Genomic DNA, 18,202 nt, shown 5'->3' with positions numbered 1-18,202 from the left:
ACCAGATCCGTGCCGTGTACCTGTCAGCCGCGTACTCCGCACAGATGCAGCAGCGCCGCGACCGACCGGTACGGATCCGTCCTGCCCGCCCGGTCCTCCGCCGCCAGCAGCCGCTCCAGCGACGCGCCGGACGGCGGCTCCGCCTCGTTCGGGATGGTGTCCGTGAAGACCCGCACCCCGTACCAGGCGTGCAGCGGCGCCGCGATCCCCGCCAGCGTCGCCGTCAGATCCGACAGCCGGTCGGCCCGCACGGTCAGACCGAGCCGGTTGGTGTACGCGTCCGTGTCGAAGGCGGCCAGTGCCCCCGGCCAGTCGCCGCCCAGCCCCGGCCGCATGGCCAGCGCGTCCCCGTTGCGTACCAGCAGCGAGAGCAGGCCGCCGGGGGCCAGCATCCGGGCCAGCCCCGCGAGCATCGCGTCGCGGGCCTCCACGTACATCAGCACGCCATGGCACAGCACCACGTCGAACGCACCCGGCAGGAAGTGCACCCCGGTGTCCCGGCCGTCGCCCTCGATCATCCGGAAGCGCTCCCGGATGCCGGCGGGCTCCGTCGACAGCGCCTCACGCGCCACCGCCAGCATCCCGGGATCGGCCTCGAGACCCGTCACCGTGTGCCCGGCCCGCGCCAGCCGCAGAGCCTGGGTGCCCTGGCCCATACCGACGTCGAGGATCCGCAGGCGCTGCCCGACCGGGAAGCGCGCGGCTATCTGCTCGTCGAGCTGGCGCCCGACAAGCTCCTGCCGGACCGTGTTGCGCAGCCCGCCGAGGCCCTCGATCCAGGCCGCCGCGCCGCCACCGAAACCGGAAACACCAGAGACACGAGAAGAGACATCGGAGGCGCCGGAGACGCCCGACGCCCCGGAAACATCAGTGCTCAGGGCCGCTCTCCGCGCTTGACCTGGGGCTTCGGCAGCCGCAGCCGGCGAATCTGGAGGGAACGCATCAGGCCGTACGCCACCGCGCCGCGCTTCGGCTCGTCGGGGAAGCGCTCCTTCAGCTGCTTCTTCAGCCGGATGGAGATGCCGATCGAGTCGACGATGATCAGCACGATGACGCCCATCCACAGCAGCAGCGCGATGTTCTGGAGCTGCGGCACACGGATCATGGAGAGCACCAGGATCACGACGGCCAGCGGCAGGAAGAACTCCGCGATGCAGAAGCGCGAATCGATGAAGTCGCGCACGAAGCGACGCACCGGGCCCTTGTCACGGGGCGGCAGATAGCGCTCGTCGCCACCGGCCAGTGCCTCACGCTGCTTGGACAGGTCGGCACGGCGCGCCTCGCGCTGGCGGCGCGCGGCGTCCTTGCGGTCGACCGGGGCCGACTGCGCGCGGCGGCGCTGGCCCTGGGCGTCATTCCGCTTCGGGGTGGGCCTGCCCTTGGGGGCCTCGGGGTCGCGGGGCTGCTTGGAGAGGTCCGCCGTCACCTTGTCGGTGGGGGCCTTCTCATCCTTCGAACGGCTACCAAACACAAAACACAAGGGTACGGGGTGATGGGAGGGAGCGGTGCCGAAGGTCCCCCTGGACTTTTCCCGGACTTCCGCCGGACTCCGTCCGGCGCCTTGCAACGATCCCCGTGCGGCGCGCGTCTCTGTCCCTGAGGGCCTTCTCCTCCCTGCGCTGGATCAGGGTGGACGGCAGGTCGTTCCTGGGGAGGAGCGCATCCGCGCTCGAACAGTGCGGTAATGGAACCAGGGCCCGTACTGTGGGTTCTGGAGTAGCTGGAGCCAGTCCGTCAGAAGGGGGCGCGCGAAGCCCATGAGCGGTGTCATGAAGCGTATGGGGATGATCTTCCGCGCGAAGGCAAACAAGGCCCTTGACCGGGCCGAGGATCCGCGCGAGACCCTCGATTACTCGTACCAGAAGCAGCTTGAGCTGCTGCAGAAGGTACGCCGCGGCGTCGCCGACGTGGCGACCTCCCGCAAGCGCCTGGAGCTGCAGCTCAACCAGCTCCAGGGCCAGTCCTCGAAGCTCGAGGACCAGGGCCGCAAGGCACTCGCGCTCGGTCGCGAGGACCTGGCCCGTGAGGCGCTGTCCCGCCGGGCCGCCCTCCAGCAGCAGGTCACCGATCTCGAGACCCAGCACCAGACCCTCCAGGGCGAGGAGGAGAAGCTCACCCTCGCGGCCCAGCGGCTCCAGGCCAAGGTCGACGCCTTCCGTACGAAGAAGGAGACGATCAAGGCCACCTACACCGCGGCCCAGGCGCAGACCCGGATCGGCGAGGCGTTCTCCGGGATCTCCGAGGAGATGGGCGACGTCGGCCTGGCGATCCAGCGCGCCGAGGACAAGACGGCCCAGCTCCAGGCGCGCGCCGGCGCGATCGACGAACTGCTCGCCTCCGGTGCGCTGGACGACCCCACGGGAATGGCGAAGGACGACATCGCCGCCGAGCTGGACCGGATCTCCGGCGGCACGGACGTCGAGCTGGAGCTCCAGCGGATGAAGGCCGAGCTGGCGGGAGGCAGCGGCGCTCAGCAGCAGGCCATCGAGGGCGGCGACGGCTCGACGCAGGACCGGCCGAACCTCAACAAGCAGTGATGATGAGCGGTAGGGACGGCGCGTCATGATCGTAAGGATCATGGGGGAGGGCCAGTGGAGGGTCGACAACGGTCACTTCGACGAGCTGAACACGCTGGACGACGAGCTCCTCGCGGAAATGGAGTCAGGTGACGAGCCCGGCTTCCGCCGCACGCTGTGCGGACTGCTCGACGCGGTCCGCCGGCTCGGCGCTCCACTTCCCGACGACTCGCTGGAGCCCTCGGAGCTGATCCTGCCGTCTCCGGATGCGACGCTCCAGGAAGTCCGCGACATGCTCAACGACGACGGCCTGATTCCCGGTTGATCCGGGGTGCGGTCCGGCCCCCTGCCTTGGGCGGGGGCCGGACCCGGTCCGGTGGCCTCGGCCGTCCGTGACCTTGGCCACCAAGGCGCTGCCCGCCACCCCTTCTGACCTCAGGCGATGCCATGACGCGGGGCGGCGCCGGCAGGATGGCACCCCGTACCGTTGCTTGTCGTGACGGCACTACCGACCCGAACCAGCAGGCTTCAGCGCACCCGTGGCTGGCTGCGCGAGCACCCCCTCGCGTTCGATGCCGCGCTGGCGTCCGGTGTGCTCGTCTGCATGGTCGGCATGTCGTTCGCCGATCCGCACGGGCCGCACGGGCCCACTTTCGGAGCACGCACACCGCAGCCGCACGCCCTGGTGCTGATGTTGCTCGCCGCGGTCGTGCTGGTCTTCCGGCGCAGCAGGCCGGTGCCCGTACTGGCCGTCACGGGCGCCCTGTCCGCCGTGGAGTGCATCGTCGGGGATCCCCCCGCGCCGGTGGTGATGACGGCGGTGGTCGCCCTGTTCACGGTGGCCGCGCGCACCGACCGCCCCACCACCTGGCGGGTCGGGCTGCTGTCGATGACGGTGCTCACGGCGACAGCGATGCTGTTCAGCTCCGCGCCCTGGTACAGCCAGGAGAACATCGGGGTGTTCGCCTGGACCGGGATGGCAGCCGCCGCGGGCGATGCCGTACGCAGCAGGCGGGCGTTCGTCGACGCCATGCGGGAGCGGGCCGAGCGAGCCGAGCGGACCCGGGAGGAGGAGGCCCGCAGGCGGGTCGCGGAGGAGCGGCTGAGGATCGCCCGGGACCTGCACGATGTCGTGGCGCATCACATCGCCCTGGTCAATGTGCAGGCCGGGGTGGCGGCGCATGTCATGGACAAGCGCCCCGACCAGGCGAAGGAAGCGCTCGGGCACGTACGGGAGGCCAGCCGGTCCGCGCTCAACGAACTGCGCGCCACGGTCGGTCTGCTGCGGCAGTCCGGCGATCCGGAGGCTCCGACCGAGCCCGCCCCCGGCCTTGCCGGGCTCGACCGGCTGCTGGAGACGTTCCGCCACGCGGGACAGCCGGTCGAGCTGGCGAGGACCGACCACGGCACCACCCTGCCCGCGGCCGTCGACCTGGCGGCGTACCGGATCATCCAGGAGGCCCTGACCAATGTGCAGAAGCACGCGGGAGCGGCGGCCGGGGCCGAGGTGAGTGTCGTACGGGTGGGGCGGACCGTCGAGGTCACGGTGCTCGACCGCGGTACGCAGGCCACGCCGGACGAGACCACCGGTGGTGGGCATGGGCTCATCGGTATGCGCGAGCGGGTCACCGCGCTCGGCGGCACACTCAGTGCAGGGCCCCGCTACGGCGGTGGCTTTCGCGTGCAGGCGATACTGCCGGTCAACACTCACGCGGAGGGGGACGCATGACGATCAGGGTGCTGCTCGCCGACGACCAGGCGCTGTTGCGCAGCGCGTTCAGGGTGCTCGTGGACTCCGAGCCCGACATGGAAGTGGTCGGTGAGGCGGCGGACGGCGCCGAGGCCGTGGCCGTGGCCCGCGCGCAGCGCCCCGACGTGGTGCTCATGGACATCCGGATGCCGGGCACGGACGGGCTCGCCGCGACCCGCATGATCAGCGCCGATCCCGCGCTCGCCGCGGTGCGGGTGGTCATGCTGACGACCTTCGAGGTGGACGAGTACGTGGTCCAGTCCCTGCGCGCCGGGGCCTCCGGCTTCCTCGGCAAGGGCGCGGAACCGGACGAGCTGCTCAGCGCCATCCGTATCGCCGCCGCGGGAGAGGCGCTGCTGTCACCCGCCGCGACCAAGGGGCTCATCGCCACCTTCCTCGCCCAGGGCGGTGGTTGGGACGACGATCCGGACTCCGGGGCGTACCCGGAGCGGCTTGCGGCGCTGACCGGACGTGAGCGCGAGGTGCTCGTCCTGGTCGGGGGCGGGCACTCCAACGACGAGATCGCCGTGCGGCTGGAAGTCAGCCCGCTGACGGTCAAGACCCATGTCAACCGGGCGATGGCGAAGCTGGGAGCGCGAGACAGGGCTCAATTGGTGGTATTCGCCTATGAATCGGGCCTGGTCCGTCCTCGGGTGGAGTGAGAGGTCACCCGCGTGTACTCCGTTCGGAGTATGCGTGACATAAGGATCTCGACCTGGGGGCGACGGATTCACCCGTGCGAATGGCCGATCGTATAAGCGGGCAACCTCCGCGCCCGTCCTGAGTACGCCATGTAAGCCGCAGAAGCCACAGAAGAGAGACCCCATGTCCTGGCTGTCGAGATTCAGCCTCGCGCAAAGGGCCCTGATAGGGCTGATGTCGATCGTCGCGATCATCTTCGGAGCGATCGCCATCCCCCAGCTCAAGCAGCAGCTGTTCCCCTCGATCGAACTCCCGATGGTGTCGGTGCTGGCCCCCTATCAGGGCGCGTCTCCCGATGTGGTCGAGAAGCAGGTCGTCGAACCCCTTGAGAACACCATCAAGGCCGTCGACGGCATCAAGGGCATCACCTCCACGGCGAGCGAGGGCAACGCCGTGATCATGGCCACGTTCGACTACGGGGACGAGGGCACCAAGCAGCTCGTCGCCGATGTCCAGCAGGCCGTCAACCGTGCCCGGGTCCAGCTCCCCGACGACGTCGACCCGCAGGTGGTCGCCGGTTCCACCGACGACATACCGACCGTCGTGCTCGCCGTCAGCTCGGACAAGGACCAGCAGGCGCTGGCCGACCAGCTCGAGCGGACCGTGGTGCCGGCGCTGGAGGACGTCGAGGGCGTCGGTCAGGTCACCGTGGACGGCGTCCAGGACCTCCAGGTGTCCGTCACCCCCGACGACAAGAAGCTGGCCGCGGCCGGGCTGAACGCGCAGGCGCTCGCCGAGGCGCTCACCGCAGGCGGCGGGACCATGCCAGCGGGCTCGTTCTCCGAGGCGGGAAGCAGCCGCACGGTCCAGGTCGGCGGGGGTTTCCGTTCGCTGAAGCAGATCGAGGACCTGCGGATCGCACCCGCGGCCGGTCCGGAGGCCGGGGCGGGCAAGACCGGCAAGCCGGTGCGCCTGGGTGACATCGCCACGGTGAAGCAGGAGGAGTCGCAGCGCGTCTCCATCACCCGTACCAACGGCAGGCCCAGCCTCGCCGTCCTCGCCACCATGGACAAGGACGGCAGCGCCGTCCGCATCTCCGACGCGGTCAAGGACAAGCTGCCCGAACTCCGCAAGGACCTCGGCTCCGGCGCCGAGCTGTCCGTGGTCTCGGACCAGGGACCGGCCGTCTCCAAGTCGATCTCGGGCCTGACCACCGAGGGTGCGCTCGGACTGCTGTTCGCGGTGGTGATCATCCTGGTGTTCCTCGGATCGCTGCGTTCGACCATCGTCACCGCGGTCTCGATCCCGCTGTCCGTCGTGCTCGCGCTGATCGTGCTGTGGACCCGCGACCTGTCGCTCAACGTGCTCACCCTGGGGGCGCTGACGATCGCCATCGGCCGGGTCGTCGACGACTCGATCGTGGTCCTGGAGAACATCAAGCGGCACCTCGGCTACGGCGAGGACCGCGAGGCGGCGATCATCACCGCCGTACGGGAGGTCTCCGGTGCCGTCACCTCGTCCACACTGACCACCGTCGCAGTCTTCCTGCCGATCGGACTGGTCGGCGGCATGGTCGGCGAGCTCTTCGGCTCGTTCTCGCTGACGGTCACCGCGGCGCTGCTCGCCTCGCTGCTGGTGTCCCTGACGGTCGTCCCCGTCCTGTCGTACTGGTTCCTCCGCGCCCCCAAGGACGTGCGCGGGCTCGACCCGGACGAAGCACGCCGCAAGGCGGAGGAGAAGGAAGCCCGCAGTCTGCTCCAGCGCGGCTACGTGCCGGTGCTGCGGTTCGCGACACGCCGCCGGCTCACCAGCGTGGTGCTGTCCCTTGTCGTGCTGTTCGGCACGTTCGGCATGGCCGGTCTGCTGAAGACGAACTTCTTCGACCAGGGCGAGCAGGAGGTCATGTCGGTCAAGCAGAAGCTGAAGCCCGGCACCAGCCTGGAAGCGGCCGACGCGGCCGCGGGGAAGGTCGAGAAGGTCCTCGACGGGATCGCCGAGATCAAGGACTACCAGGTCACGGTGGGCTCGTCCGGTTTCATGGCCGCCTTCGGCGGCGGCACCGGCGCCAACCAGGCCTCCTACCAGATGACGCTCAAGGACGCCTCCTCCTACGAGAAGGTCCGCGACCGCATCAACGAGGAGCTCGGCAAGCTCGACGGCATCGGCGACACGACCATCGCGGCCGGTGACGGCTTCAACAACCAGGATCTGAGCGTCGTGGTGAAGGCCGCCGACCCGGAGGTGCTGCGCAAGGCCTCCGAGCAGGTCCGCGCCGAGGTCGCCAAGCTGGACGACGTCACCGACGTGCAGAGCGACCTGTCGCAGTCCGTGCCGCGGATCTCCGTCAAGGGCACCGCGAAGGCGGCGGATGCCGGCTTCAACGACACCACGCTCGGGTTCGCGGTGGCCCAGGCGGTGCGCGGCACCCCGGCGACGAAGGCGATCCTCGACGACAGCGAGCGCGATGTCGTCATCACCTCCGCCAAGCCGGCCACGACCATGGCCGAGCTGAAGAAGCTGCCGCTCGGCCCGGTGAAGCTCGGTGACATCGCCGAGGTCAAGCTGGTGCCCGGCCCGGTCTCGATGACCCGTATCGACGGCGCCCGCGCGGCGACGATCAAGGCGAAGCCGACGGACGACAACACGGGTGCGGTGGGCAACGCGCTCCAGCAGAAGATCGACGGCCTGGATCTGCCCGAGGGCGCGACCGTCTCCATCGGCGGTGTCTCCGAGGACCAGGCCGAGGCCAACGCCCAGCTGGGCCTGGCGATGCTGGCGGCGATCGCGATCGTCTTCATGCTGCTGGTCGCCACGTTCAGGTCGCTGATCCAGCCGCTGATCCTGCTGGTGTCCATCCCCTTCGCGGCGACCGGCGCGATCGGTCTGCTGGTGGCCACGGGCACGCCGATGGGCGTTCCGGCGATGATCGGCATGCTGATGCTCATCGGCATCGTGGTGACCAACGCGATCGTGCTGATCGACCTCATCAACCAGTACCGGGCCCAGGGCCTGGGCGTGGTCGAGGCCGTGATCGAGGGCGGGCGGCACCGTCTGCGCCCGATTCTGATGACCGCTCTCGCGACGATCTTCGCGCTGCTGCCGATGGCGCTGGGGGTCACGGGAGAGGGCGGCTTCATCGCGCAGCCGCTGGCGGTGGTGGTGATCGGTGGTCTTGTGACCTCCACGATGCTCACGCTGCTGCTGGTGCCGACGCTGTACGCGATGGTGGAGCTCCGCAAGGAGCGCCGCCGCGCGAAGCGGGCGGCCAAGCGGGCGGCCTCCGCGTCTCACGAGCCCACGGAGTCCCCGACTCCCGCGGGCGTCTGAGCCCCGGGCCTCTCAGGCCCTGCCCCCGGTGCCGGATTCATTTCCGGTGCCGGGGGCCTCACGCTTCCCGGTGGGCCCCACCGCGAAAACCCCGCCGCCCCGTACGCGGCGGACAACCGTGTACGGGGCGGCGGGGGTCACAGGAGCAGAGCCCCGTTACGGCAACGCAAGCATGCGTTCGAGGGCGAGTTTCGCGAAGCTCTCGGTCTCCGGGTCGACCTGGATACGGTTCACCAGGTTGCCCTCCGCGAGGGACTCCAGCGCCCAGACGAGGTGCGGAAGGTCGATCCGGTTCATCGTCGAGCAGAAGCACACCGCCTTGTCGAGGAACACGATCTCCTTGCCCTCGTCGGCGAAACGGTTCGCCAGGCGGCGTACCAGGTTCAGCTCGGTGCCGATCGCCCACTTGGAGCCGGCCGGAGCCGCCTCGAGGGTCTTGATGATGTACTCCGTGGAGCCCACGTAGTCCGCCGCGGCGACGACCTCGTGCCTGCACTCGGGGTGCACCAGCACGTTGACCCCCGGAATGCGCTCGCGGACGTCGTTCACGGAGTCCAGCGAGAAGCGGCCGTGCACCGAGCAGTGGCCGCGCCACAGGATCATCTTCGCGGCCCGGAGCTGCTCCGGCGTCAGCCCGCCGTTCGGCTTGTGCGGGTTGTAGACGACGCAGTCGTCGAGGGACATCCCCATGTCGCGGACCGCGGTGTTCCGGCCGAGGTGCTGGTCCGGGAGGAAGAGCACCTTCTCGCCCTGCTCGAAGGCCCAGTCCAGGGCCCGCTTGGCGTTGGACGAGGTGCAGATGGTGCCGCCGTGCTTGCCGGTGAAGGCCTTGATGTCGGCGGAGGAGTTCATGTACGAGACCGGGACGGTCACGTCGGTGATGCCCGCCTCGGCGAGGACGTCCCAGCACTCGGCGACCTGCTCGGCCGTGGCCATGTCGGCCATGGAGCAGCCGGCCGCGAGGTCGGGCAGCACGACCTTCTGGTCGTCGGAGGTCAGGATGTCCGCGGACTCCGCCATGAAGTGCACACCGCAGAAGACGATGTACTCCGCCTCGGGCCGCGCCGCCGCGTCCTTGGCCAGCTTGAAGGAGTCGCCGGTGACATCGGCGAACTGGATGACCTCGTCGCGCTGGTAGTGGTGACCGAGCACGAAGACCTTGTGTCCGAGCTTCTCCTTCGCGGCGCGGGCCCGCTCCACCAGGTCCGGGTCGGACGGGGAGGGCAGGTCCCCGGGGCACTCGACGCCCCGCTCGCTCCGGGGGTCGGCCTCCCGGCCGAGCAGCAGCAGGGCGAGCGGCGTCGGCTGGACGTCCAGGACGTCCCGTACCGGCGCGGTCTGGGCGGTGTGGGCGGTGGTCACGTCACGCACCCTTTCTTCTCTGCGGTCAGCGCGGCTAAGCCGCTCCGGTCGGACCGGAGGCTGCGTCGCCGGGAATCCTTTTCGTCTATTTGACGCTATCTATCATAACCGCTTCACGTCACTTTGACGATGGCGATAGCGTCGATGTGACGCAATTCCCGATCGGCAGGTCGGTGCCCCCGGGAGAGCGCGTGTGCGAGCATGAAGAGGAAAGACTAGGGCGCGCCCGGAATGAATCGGCGGCCCGGCCGGTTGCCAACGTCGGCAAGCAGTCTCCGTACAACCCGGGAGAGAAGCAGATGTCCGTATCGGACGAGACCACCACCGTGAGCGACGGCATCCTCCTGTCCGACGCCGCCGCGGGCAAGGTCAAGGCCCTGCTGGACCAGGAAGGCCGGGACGACCTGGCGCTGCGCGTCGCCGTTCAGCCCGGCGGCTGCTCCGGCCTGCGGTACCAGCTCTTCTTCGACGAGCGCACCCTCGACGGTGACGTCGTGAAGGACTTCGACGGTGTGAAGGTGGTCACGGACCGCATGAGCGCTCCGTACCTGGGCGGCGCCTCGATCGACTTCGTCGACACCATCGAGAAGCAGGGCTTCACGATCGACAACCCGAACGCGACGGGCTCCTGCGCCTGCGGAGACTCGTTCAGCTGAGTCGCTCAGACATCCGAACGCAGGAAGGGTGGTGACCCCGGTCGAGCCGGGGCCACCACCCTTCCGTGCGTGCCGGCCTACTTCAGGGGCACCGTCTGGCCCGTTGTGTCCACGACCTTCCGGTCACCCAGCGGCTGAGCAAGCGTGACCTTGGTCGTCAGCTCCTTGGCGATCAGGATGCAGACCTTCCCCGGGTCCTTGCGCGTCTCGGTGATGTGCACCTTCACCTCGGAGCCGGTCGCCTCCGCCTTGCCCTCGTACTCGCTGCACACACCGCCCCAGAAGCGCAGCGTGAGGGTGCGGCCGTCGCCCGAGACCGCGTACGACTCGACCTGGCGCGTGGTGGTCTCCGGCAGCTGGGACGGATCGGGGGACTCCGACGGCGACGCTCCCGGGTCCGGCTGCTTCAGATACTTCGGGTCCACCGCCGGGTGCGTGATCGTGAACGGCTTGGCGTCGCCCTCCGGGTCCACCTCGAACAGCCACGACGGTACGAGCGCGGGCTTGCCGTCCACGGAGTGCACCGCGAGCCCGAACACCGCCTTGCTGATCGTCACGGGCTCAGCGGAGCCGGAGCCCGGGTGGGGCTCGCAGGGTGCGATCGGCTTGCCCGGGCCGCCCGGCGCATCCGGGTTCTCGGCTGGGACGGGAGTCGCGCAGCCCCCGATGTTCCCGGGGGCGCCGCCCCGGGAGGACTTGTTCAGCTGCTCCAGGGTCTTGTACGCGCTGATCACCGGGTACTCGGCGCCCTCCACGGGCTTGGCCAGCTGCCCGCTGCCGCCGACCACCTGGCCGTCGGCACCGACCTGGATCCCGGTCAGCCAGCCGTACGTCGGCAGCCCCCCGATCTCCGGATCCGCGTTCACCACCCGGGTCGACCCCATCGTCTGGGAGGCGTCCAGCCGTGCGCCTCCCTGGCCCAGGGCAGTGAGCACGGGGGCGGCCGCCTTCTTCGCGGCCTCCTCGCTCACCGCGGCCCTGGCGGCGTCCGTGCCGGTACCCGGGGTTCCGCCGTCAGGGCAGGGCCTGCCCTTGAGGCAGTTGTCGCCCTTGGGTGCGGCGCCGTACCGGGCGAACGTCCAGGTGCCCGGAGCCTGGCGGCCGACCTGCAGCACCGGCCCGCTGGAGTCCTTCTCCGCGGCGATCCGCCATACGTCGCCGACGGCCCGCGGGGTGCCCTCCACTCCAAGGGCCGCGGCCAGCCGGGTGACGTCCGCCTCGGCGACAGCGCCCTGCGCGCGGTATACGGGGGCGCTCTCCGGGCCCTCGGGCAGCTTCCCGCTCGCGCGGTACCGGGCGCCGTTCGGGTCGGGCTCGCCCGGGGCGATCCCCGGTCCCGGCCCGCTGTCCGATGGACCGTCCAGGGCCAGCGGCGGGGGTGTGCTGGCGGAGGCCGGGGAGGCGGGGGAGCCTTCGGGGCCGTCAGAGGCCGTGGTGGCCCAGTACGCTCCGCCACCGCCCACGAGCAGGACTGCCGCTGCCACCGAGGTGACGACCAGCTGGGAACGCCGCCGAGCCGAGTCGTCGGCGCCGGTGCTCTTGGTGGGTCGCTCCGTGCTGTTCACCGCATCGCTCCTTCAGTACCCGTCACACGTGTCCGTCTCAGAGGACACCCCTGTGACGGTACGAGGGGGCGTGCGGTTCCCTTACGTGCCGTGCCGTGCCGTGCCGTGCCGGGAGCTGGAGCCTCAGCCGACGCGGGTCGGCTCTCGCGCTGGTGGGTGCTGGTGGGTGCCAGGCCGTGCTAGTCGGCGAAAGCGGGCATCGTGCCCACCAGCCGTGCCGACGCGGCGGACACGACCACCCCGTTGATGAGCGACGGCGGCACAGGGGCGGGCGCGGAGGCGGGCGCGGCCACCCAGTGCGGGGCCATCCGTGCGCTGCGGCCACGGAGCTCGGCGAGGCTGATCTCGGTGTCCCATGAGTGGTGCAGAGCGAAGGTTTTGGGCATGCGGGCACGTTAAGCACGTCAGGTTGACGGAAAAAAGACCTACTATCGGGTAGTTTTCGTACTGCAATGCGGGGTGCGGAAACCGGTAGCGTTAGCTGTCAACGCCGTCTCCCTCCAGGAGCACCTCGCCGTGCGAATCGCAGTCACCGGCTCCATCGCCACCGACCATCTCATGACCTTCCCCGGCCGCTTCGCCGACCAACTGGTAGCGGACCAGCTGCACACGGTCTCCCTCTCCTTCCTGGTCGACAACCTCGACGTGCGCAGGGGAGGGGTCGGCGCCAACATCTGCTTCGGTATGGGACAGCTCGGGACCCGCCCGATCCTGGTCGGCGCCGCCGGATCCGACTTCGACGAGTACCGCGCCTGGCTGGACCGGCACGGCGTGGACACCGAATCCGTACGGATCTCCGAGGTCCTGCACACCGCACGCTTCGTCTGCACCACCGACGCCGACCACAACCAGATCGGCTCCTTCTACACCGGGGCGATGAGCGAGGCCCGCCAGATCGAGCTGAAGTCGGTCGCGGACCGCGTCGGCGGCCTCGACCTGGTGCTCATCGGTGCCGACGACCCGGAGGCCATGCTGCGGCACACCGAGGAGTGCCGCTCCCGCGGAATCCCGTTCGCGTCGGACTTCTCCCAGCAGATCGCGCGGATGAACGGCGACGAGATCCGGATACTGCTGGACGGGGCGACCTACCTCTTCTCCAACGAGTACGAGAAGGGGCTCATCGAGTCGAAGACCGGCTGGACGGACGAGGAGATCCTGGGCCGCGTCGGCCACCGGGTCACCACCCTCGGCTCGCGCGGTGTGCGCATCGAGCGCGCGGGCGAGGGCGTCATTGAGGTCGGATGCCCGGAGGAGGACTTCAAGGTCGACCCGACAGGTGTGGGCGACGCCTTCCGCGCGGGCTTCCTCTCCGGTCTGTCCTGGGGCGTCGGCCTGGAGCGTGCCGCCCAGGTCGGCTGCATGCTCGCCACCCTGGTCATCGAGACCCTGGGAACCCAGGAGTACACCCTGCGCCGCGCCCACTTCATGGAGCGCTTCACCAAGGCGTACGGCCACGACGCGGGCGCCGAGGTCCAGACGTTCCTTTCGTAGCCCCGGCCCCGGCCCCGGGGCGTGTGGTTCGCCCGGGGGCCGGCGACCGCGTCAGTCCACGCGGCGCACCACGTAACCCGTGCCGCCTTCCACGTGGTGCTCGCCCGCGTACTCCTGACCCCGCATCTCGCACCAGGCGGGGATGTCCAGGCGCGCCGCCTCGTCGTCGGAGAGCACGGTGACCGTGCCGCCCACCGGCACGTCCCCGATGACCTTGGCCAGCTCGATCACGGGGATCGGGCAGCGCTTGCCGAGCGCGTCGACGACCAGCGTCCCGGCGTCGGCACCCGTACCGGCGTACGGCCCGGGGGAGACGGGGGCGTCGAGGTGGGTGCGCACCCCCGCCACGACCCCCGGCAGGACCTCCAGGAAGCGGTCCACATCCCCCTCGGCAGTGCCGGGCGGCAGCGACACCCGCACATTGCCCTCGCTCAGTACCCCCATCGCCCGCAGCACATGGCTCGGGGCGAGCGTCGCACTCGTACACGACGAACCGGACGACACGGAGAAACCCGCCCGGTCCAGCTCGTGCAGCACTGTCTCCCCGTCGACATAGAGACAGGAGAACGTGACGAGATGGGGCAGCCGCCGCACCGGATCACCGACCACCTCGACATCCGGGACCAGCTCGGGGACCCTGGCCCGGATCCGGTCGACCAGGGCCCGCAGCCGGGCCGACTCGCCCGCCGCCTCCTCCCGTACGGCGCGCAGCGACGCCGCCGCGGCCACGATGGCCGGGATGTTCTCGAAGCCGGGTGCCCGCCCCGATTCCCGCTCGTCCGCGGGGTCCTGGGAGGCGTACCGGACACCCTTGCGCACCACGAGCAGTCCGACCCCGGCCGGTCCGCCCCATTTGTGTGCGCTGCCGGTCAGCAGTGACCAGTCCCCTTCCACCCGGCCCCAGGCCAGCGACTGCGCCGCGTCGACGAGCAGCGGCACCCCGGCCGCCCGGCACACTCCGGCGACCTCGGCGACCGGCTGCACCGTGCCCACCTCGTGGTTGGCGGACTGGAGGGCGGCCAGGGCGGTGTCAGGGCGCAGTGCCGCGCCGAAGTCTCCCGGTGACACCGCGCCGGTGCGGTCCACCGGCACCTCGGTGACATCGAAGCCCTCGGCGGCGTGCAGCACCGACGAGTGCTCGACCGCCGACACCGCCACGTGCCGCCCGGTGCGCCGGCGCCCCGCCATCGCCCCGGCAAGTCCCGCGTGGACGGCACGAGTACCCGAACTGGTGAAAAAGAGCTCGTCCGGACGGCATCCCACGGCGTCCGCCGCCGCCTCCCTGGCGGCGTCGAGCAGCAGCCGCGCCCGCCGCCCCTCGCGGTAGAGCCGGGCCGGATCGGCCCAGCCTTCGTCGAGGGCGGCCTGGAGGGCCTGCCGGGCCACGGGATGCAGGGGAGCGGACGACGCGCTGTCGAAATAGGGCACGCCGCCACGCTAGCGCCCTGCTGGGGACCGGCCGCGAAGCAGCCGTCAGAAGGCGCTGCGGCGCAGGTAGTAGGGGGTCGGGGGAGGCTGCCGGAACCGGCCGGTCCACCCCTTCGGGTCGTCGGACGGCGCGTTGGGCACCCTCCCCGCGCGACCCCAAATAGCGTCCAGTAGGGTTTGGTCCGCATAAACATCCAAACCCCTGCCCGCGTCAGGGCCGGCGACCGACCAGCGAGACGGCCGCAGCCGACCGCGCGGGCGAGACTCTCGGGAAGGCGCTACGTGAGTCCCAACGGCTCCGACCTCCCCCACGGCCCGCAGGGCGTGGGAGGCACCCCCATGCCGCGGCGCCCGATGCGGCGGAAGCTGCCGCAGGTGCTGACTGCGGGCCTGATCCTGGCGACAGCCACCGGTTGCTCGTACAACTGGGAAGACTTCCCCCGCCTCGGAATGCCCACCCCGGTCACGGAGGAAGCTCCGCGGATCCTCTCCCTCTGGCAGGGCTCGTGGGCGGCAGCGCTCGCCGTGGGCGTGCTGGTGTGGGGTCTGATCCTGTGGAGCGTCTTCTTCCACCGGCGCAGCCGCACCAAGATCGAGGTCCCGCCGCAGACCCGGTACAACATGCCCATCGAGGCGCTGTACACCGTGGTCCCCCTCATCATCGTCTCGGTGCTCTTCTACTTCACCGCGCGCGATGAGTCGAAGCTCCTCGCTCTCTCCGACAAGCCGGTCCACACCGTCAACGTGGTCGGCTACCAGTGGAGCTGGGGCTTCAACTACCTGGAGGACGTGGACGGGAACCCGGCCACCGGCGACGCCGCGGCCCAGAAGCAACTGAACGCGATTCCGGACAAGTACACCAACGACTTCCCCAAGGGAGCCGAAGGCGTCTACGAGGCCGGTATCCCCGGCGACCGGAATCCGCAGACCGGCAACCCCGGCCCCACGCTGGTGCTGCCCAAGGGCGAGAAGGTCCGCTTCATCCTGACCTCGCGTGACGTGATCCACTCCTTCTGGGTGGTTCCCTTCCTGTTCAAGCAGGACGTCATCCCCGGTCACACCAACGTGTTCGAGGTGACTCCCACCCAGGAGGGCACCTTCATGGGCAAGTGTGCCGAGCTCTGCGGTGTGGACCACTCCCGGATGCTCTTCAACGTGAAGGTCGTCTCCCCGGAGCGGTACCAGGAGTACCTGAAGGAGCTGGCCGACCAGGGGCAGAAGGGCTTCATCCCGTCGGGCATTGAGCAGTCGAACCCGGCCCGGAATGCGGAGAAGAACCAACTGTGAGCATCCTCAACGAATCCCAGGGTGCCGCCGCGGGCGACTCGCGCGGTGACGCGTACGAAAACGAGCTCCCGGTCCGGCGTCGGCAGCCCGGCAACGTGGTGGTGAAGTGGCTGACCACCACCGACCACAAGACCATCGGCACGCTGTACCTGGCGACTTCGTTCGTCTTCTTCTGCATCGGCGGCGTGATGGCGCTCTTCATGCGCGCCGAGCTCGCCCGTCCGGGTACGCAGATCATGTCGAACGAGCAGTTCAACCAGGCGTTCACGATGCACGGCACGATCATGCTGCTGATGTTCGCGACGCCGCTGTTCGCCGGGTTCGCGAACTGGATCATGCCGCTGCAGATCGGCGCGCCCGACGTGGCGTTCCCCCGGCTGAACATGTTCGCCTACTGGCTGTACCTCTTCGGCTCGATCATCGCGGTGGCCGGCTTCCTCACCCCGCAGGGTGCGGCCGACTTCGGCTGGTTCGCCTACTCCCCGCTGTCGGACGCGGTCCGTTCGCCGGGTGTCGGCGCCGACATGTGGATCATGGGTCTGGCCTTCTCCGGCTTCGGCACGATCCTCGGTTCGGTCAACTTCATCACCACGATCATCTGCATGCGTGCTCCGGGCATGACGATGTTCCGTATGCCGATCTTCGTCTGGAACGTGCTGCTGACCGGTGTGCTGGTCCTGCTCGCCTTCCCGGTGCTGGCCGCCGCGCTGTTCGCCCTAGAGGCGGACCGCAAGTTCGGTGCGCATGTGTTCGACGCGGCCAATGGCGGTGCCCTGCTGTGGCAGCACCTCTTCTGGTTCTTCGGGCACCCAGAGGTGTACATCATCGCCCTGCCGTTCTTCGGCATCGTCTCGGAGATCATCCCGGTCTTCAGCCGCAAGCCGATGTTCGGCTACATCGGCCTGGTGGCCGCGACGATCGCGATCGCCGGTCTGTCCGTGACCGTGTGGGCCCACCACATGTACGTCACCGGCGGTGTGCTGCTGCCGTTCTTCTCCTTCATGACCTTCCTGATCGCGGTACCGACCGGTGTGAAGTTCTTCAACTGGATCGGCACCATGTGGAAGGGCTCACTGTCCTTCGAGACCCCGATGCTCTGGACGATCGGCTTCCTGATCACCTTCACCTTCGGTGGTCTGACCGGCGTCATCCTGGCCTCGCCCCCGATGGACTTCCACGTCTCCGACTCGTACTTCGTCGTCGCGCACTTCCACTACGTCGTCTTCGGCACCGTGGTGTTCGCGATGTTCGCCGGATTCCACTTCTGGTGGCCGAAGTTCACGGGCAAGATGCTGGACGAGCGGCTCGGCAAGATCACCTTCTGGACGCTGTTCATCGGCTTCCACGGCACCTTCCTGGTCCAGCACTGGCTGGGCGCCGAGGGCATGCCGCGCCGCTACGCGGACTACCTGGCCGCCGACGGCTTCACGACGCTGAACACCATCTCGACCATCGCGTCGTTCCTGCTGGGCCTGTCGGTCCTGCCGTTCATCTACAACGTCTGGAAGACCGCGAAGTACGGCAAGAAGATCGAGGTCGACGACCCGTGGGGCTACGGCCGTTCGCTCGAATGGGCGACCTCCTGCCCGCCGCCGCGGCACAACTTCCTCACCCTGCCGCGGATCCGCTCCGAATCCCCGGCGTTCGATCTGCACCACCCGGAGATCGCGGCGCTCGACCAGCTCGAGCACGCCGGCCACGGTGCCATCACCGCTGACAAGGAGGCCGGCAAGTGAAGATCCAGGGCAAGATGTTCATCTGGCTGAGCGTCTTCATCCTCGCCATGGCCATCCTCTATGGCGTGTGGTCGAAGGAGCCGGCCGGTACGACGGCGCTCTTCCTGGCCTTCGGCCTGAGCATCATGATCGGCTACTACCTGGCCTTCACGGCCCGGCGAGTGGACGCCATGGCCCAGGACAACAAGGAGGCCGACGTCGCGGACGAGGCCGGTGAGGTCGGCTTCTTCTCGCCGCACAGCTGGCAGCCGCTGTCGCTGGCCATCGGCGGTGCCCTGGCCTTCCTCGCGATCGCGATCGGCTGGTGGCTGCTGTACTTCTCGGCCCCGCTGATCCTGGTCGGCGTCTTCGGGTGGGTTTTCGAGTACTACCGCGGAGAGAACCAGAACCAGTAGCTCCCGAGCTGCTCCGCATCACGCAGGGGCCCGGACACTCGCCCAGT

At 69.5% G+C, this 18,202-nt stretch carries 16 protein-coding genes; 10 read left to right on the top strand and 6 right to left on the bottom strand.

Annotated features, from left to right (window positions below):
• Nucleotides 1-23: 23 nt before the first annotated feature.
• Nucleotides 24-758, bottom strand: a complete 735-nt coding sequence (locus ABZ532_RS01855; RefSeq protein WP_361278675.1) for a methyltransferase domain-containing protein — start codon at nt 756-758, stop codon at nt 24-26.
• Nucleotides 759-874: 116 nt separating this feature from the next.
• On the bottom strand, nt 875-1,471 hold the full coding sequence (locus ABZ532_RS01850; protein WP_361278527.1) for a DUF3043 domain-containing protein: 597 nt from the start codon (nt 1,469-1,471) through the stop codon (nt 875-877).
• Between the two features lie 286 nt (nt 1,472-1,757).
• On the opposite strand from ABZ532_RS01850, the gene ABZ532_RS01845 reads away from it, so the two are divergent.
• From ABZ532_RS01845 to ABZ532_RS01825, 5 genes are all read left to right on the top strand, one after another.
• Nucleotides 1,758-2,537, top strand: coding sequence for a PspA/IM30 family protein (locus ABZ532_RS01845; protein ID WP_361278525.1), 780 nt, complete (start codon nt 1,758-1,760; stop codon nt 2,535-2,537).
• 25 nt (nt 2,538-2,562) lie between these two features.
• Nucleotides 2,563-2,841: a hypothetical protein gene (locus tag ABZ532_RS01840; RefSeq protein WP_361278522.1), complete on the top strand. Its 279-nt coding sequence runs from the start codon at nt 2,563-2,565 to the stop codon at nt 2,839-2,841.
• Nucleotides 2,842-3,012: 171 nt separating this feature from the next.
• On the top strand, nt 3,013-4,245 hold the full coding sequence (locus ABZ532_RS01835) for a sensor histidine kinase (protein WP_361278520.1): 1,233 nt from the start codon (nt 3,013-3,015) through the stop codon (nt 4,243-4,245).
• Nucleotides 4,242-4,928 carry a response regulator transcription factor gene (locus tag ABZ532_RS01830; protein ID WP_361278517.1) on the top strand — a complete coding sequence of 229 codons (687 nt, stop codon included), beginning with the start codon at nt 4,242-4,244 and terminating at the stop codon, nt 4,926-4,928. The genes ABZ532_RS01835 and ABZ532_RS01830 overlap by 4 nt, the downstream gene beginning before the upstream one ends.
• Before the next feature lie 163 nt (nt 4,929-5,091).
• Nucleotides 5,092-8,235: an efflux RND transporter permease subunit gene (locus tag ABZ532_RS01825; protein WP_361278515.1), complete on the top strand. Its 3,144-nt coding sequence runs from the start codon at nt 5,092-5,094 to the stop codon at nt 8,233-8,235.
• A gap of 156 nt (nt 8,236-8,391) precedes the next feature.
• Here ABZ532_RS01825 and nadA read toward each other — a convergent pair whose 3' ends face one another.
• Complete coding sequence (nadA, locus tag ABZ532_RS01820) at nt 8,392-9,606, bottom strand: quinolinate synthase NadA (RefSeq protein ID WP_361278513.1); 1,215 nt, start codon at nt 9,604-9,606, stop codon at nt 8,392-8,394.
• A gap of 290 nt (nt 9,607-9,896) precedes the next feature.
• On the opposite strand from nadA, the gene ABZ532_RS01815 reads away from it, so the two are divergent.
• Nucleotides 9,897-10,253, top strand: a complete 357-nt coding sequence (locus ABZ532_RS01815; protein ID WP_361278511.1) for an iron-sulfur cluster assembly accessory protein — start codon at nt 9,897-9,899, stop codon at nt 10,251-10,253.
• Between the two features lie 77 nt (nt 10,254-10,330).
• On the opposite strand, the gene ABZ532_RS01810 is transcribed toward ABZ532_RS01815, so the two are convergent.
• A complete protein-coding gene (locus ABZ532_RS01810; RefSeq protein WP_361278509.1) occupies nt 10,331-11,818 on the bottom strand; it encodes a hypothetical protein in 1,488 nt (495 codons plus the stop codon).
• Between the two features lie 179 nt (nt 11,819-11,997).
• Nucleotides 11,998-12,204 carry a hypothetical protein gene (locus ABZ532_RS01805; protein WP_361278507.1) on the bottom strand — a complete coding sequence of 69 codons (207 nt, stop codon included), beginning with the start codon at nt 12,202-12,204 and terminating at the stop codon, nt 11,998-12,000.
• A gap of 130 nt (nt 12,205-12,334) precedes the next feature.
• Here ABZ532_RS01805 and ABZ532_RS01800 point away from each other — a divergent pair, with 130 nt between their 5' ends.
• Nucleotides 12,335-13,309, top strand: coding sequence for a carbohydrate kinase family protein (locus ABZ532_RS01800; RefSeq protein ID WP_361278504.1), 975 nt, complete (start codon nt 12,335-12,337; stop codon nt 13,307-13,309).
• A 51-nt stretch (nt 13,310-13,360) separates the two neighbouring features.
• Here the strand turns inward: ABZ532_RS01800 and ABZ532_RS01795 are convergent, their stop codons facing one another.
• Nucleotides 13,361-14,737: an aminotransferase class V-fold PLP-dependent enzyme gene (locus ABZ532_RS01795; protein WP_361278501.1), complete on the bottom strand. Its 1,377-nt coding sequence runs from the start codon at nt 14,735-14,737 to the stop codon at nt 13,361-13,363.
• A 339-nt stretch (nt 14,738-15,076) separates the two neighbouring features.
• Here ABZ532_RS01795 and coxB point away from each other — a divergent pair, with 339 nt between their 5' ends.
• Genes coxB through ABZ532_RS01780 form a run of 3 tightly spaced genes read left to right on the top strand, consistent with a single transcriptional unit; the run spans nt 15,077 to nt 18,155 of the window.
• On the top strand, nt 15,077-16,024 hold the full coding sequence (coxB, locus tag ABZ532_RS01790) for a cytochrome c oxidase subunit II (RefSeq protein ID WP_361278672.1): 948 nt from the start codon (nt 15,077-15,079) through the stop codon (nt 16,022-16,024).
• Nucleotides 16,021-17,760: a cytochrome c oxidase subunit I gene (gene ctaD, locus ABZ532_RS01785; protein WP_361278499.1), complete on the top strand. Its 1,740-nt coding sequence runs from the start codon at nt 16,021-16,023 to the stop codon at nt 17,758-17,760. Before coxB ends, ctaD begins: the two co-directional genes overlap by 4 nt.
• Entirely contained in the window at nt 17,757-18,155 is a 399-nt protein-coding gene (locus tag ABZ532_RS01780) for a cytochrome c oxidase subunit 4 (protein WP_361278497.1), read from the top strand. Before ctaD ends, ABZ532_RS01780 begins: the two co-directional genes overlap by 4 nt.
• Nucleotides 18,156-18,202: the final 47 nt, after the last annotated feature.

This window comes from Streptomyces sp. NPDC019396 (assembly GCF_040632375.1).
Classification (GTDB): domain Bacteria; phylum Actinomycetota; class Actinomycetes; order Streptomycetales; family Streptomycetaceae; genus Streptomyces.
The sequence above is the reverse complement of the archived record's forward strand: the minus strand, read 5'-3'. Positions and strand labels throughout refer to the sequence as shown.

Excerpts from the sequence above, each read along its gene's own strand:
- ABZ532_RS01845 (WP_361278525.1), top strand. The coding sequence starts at position 1,758 with ATGAGCGGTGTCATGAAGCGTATGGGGATGATCTTCCGCGCGAAGGCA.
- ABZ532_RS01840 (WP_361278522.1), top strand. The coding sequence starts at position 2,563 with ATGATCGTAAGGATCATGGGGGAGGGCCAGTGGAGGGTCGACAACGGT.
- ABZ532_RS01830 (WP_361278517.1), top strand. The coding sequence starts at position 4,242 with ATGACGATCAGGGTGCTGCTCGCCGACGACCAGGCGCTGTTGCGCAGC.
- ABZ532_RS01825 (WP_361278515.1), top strand. The coding sequence starts at position 5,092 with ATGTCCTGGCTGTCGAGATTCAGCCTCGCGCAAAGGGCCCTGATAGGG.
- ABZ532_RS01815 (WP_361278511.1), top strand. The coding sequence starts at position 9,897 with ATGTCCGTATCGGACGAGACCACCACCGTGAGCGACGGCATCCTCCTG.
- ABZ532_RS01805 (WP_361278507.1), bottom strand. The coding sequence starts at position 12,204 with ATGCCCAAAACCTTCGCTCTGCACCACTCATGGGACACCGAGATCAGC.
- coxB (WP_361278672.1), top strand. The coding sequence starts at position 15,077 with ATGCCGCGGCGCCCGATGCGGCGGAAGCTGCCGCAGGTGCTGACTGCG.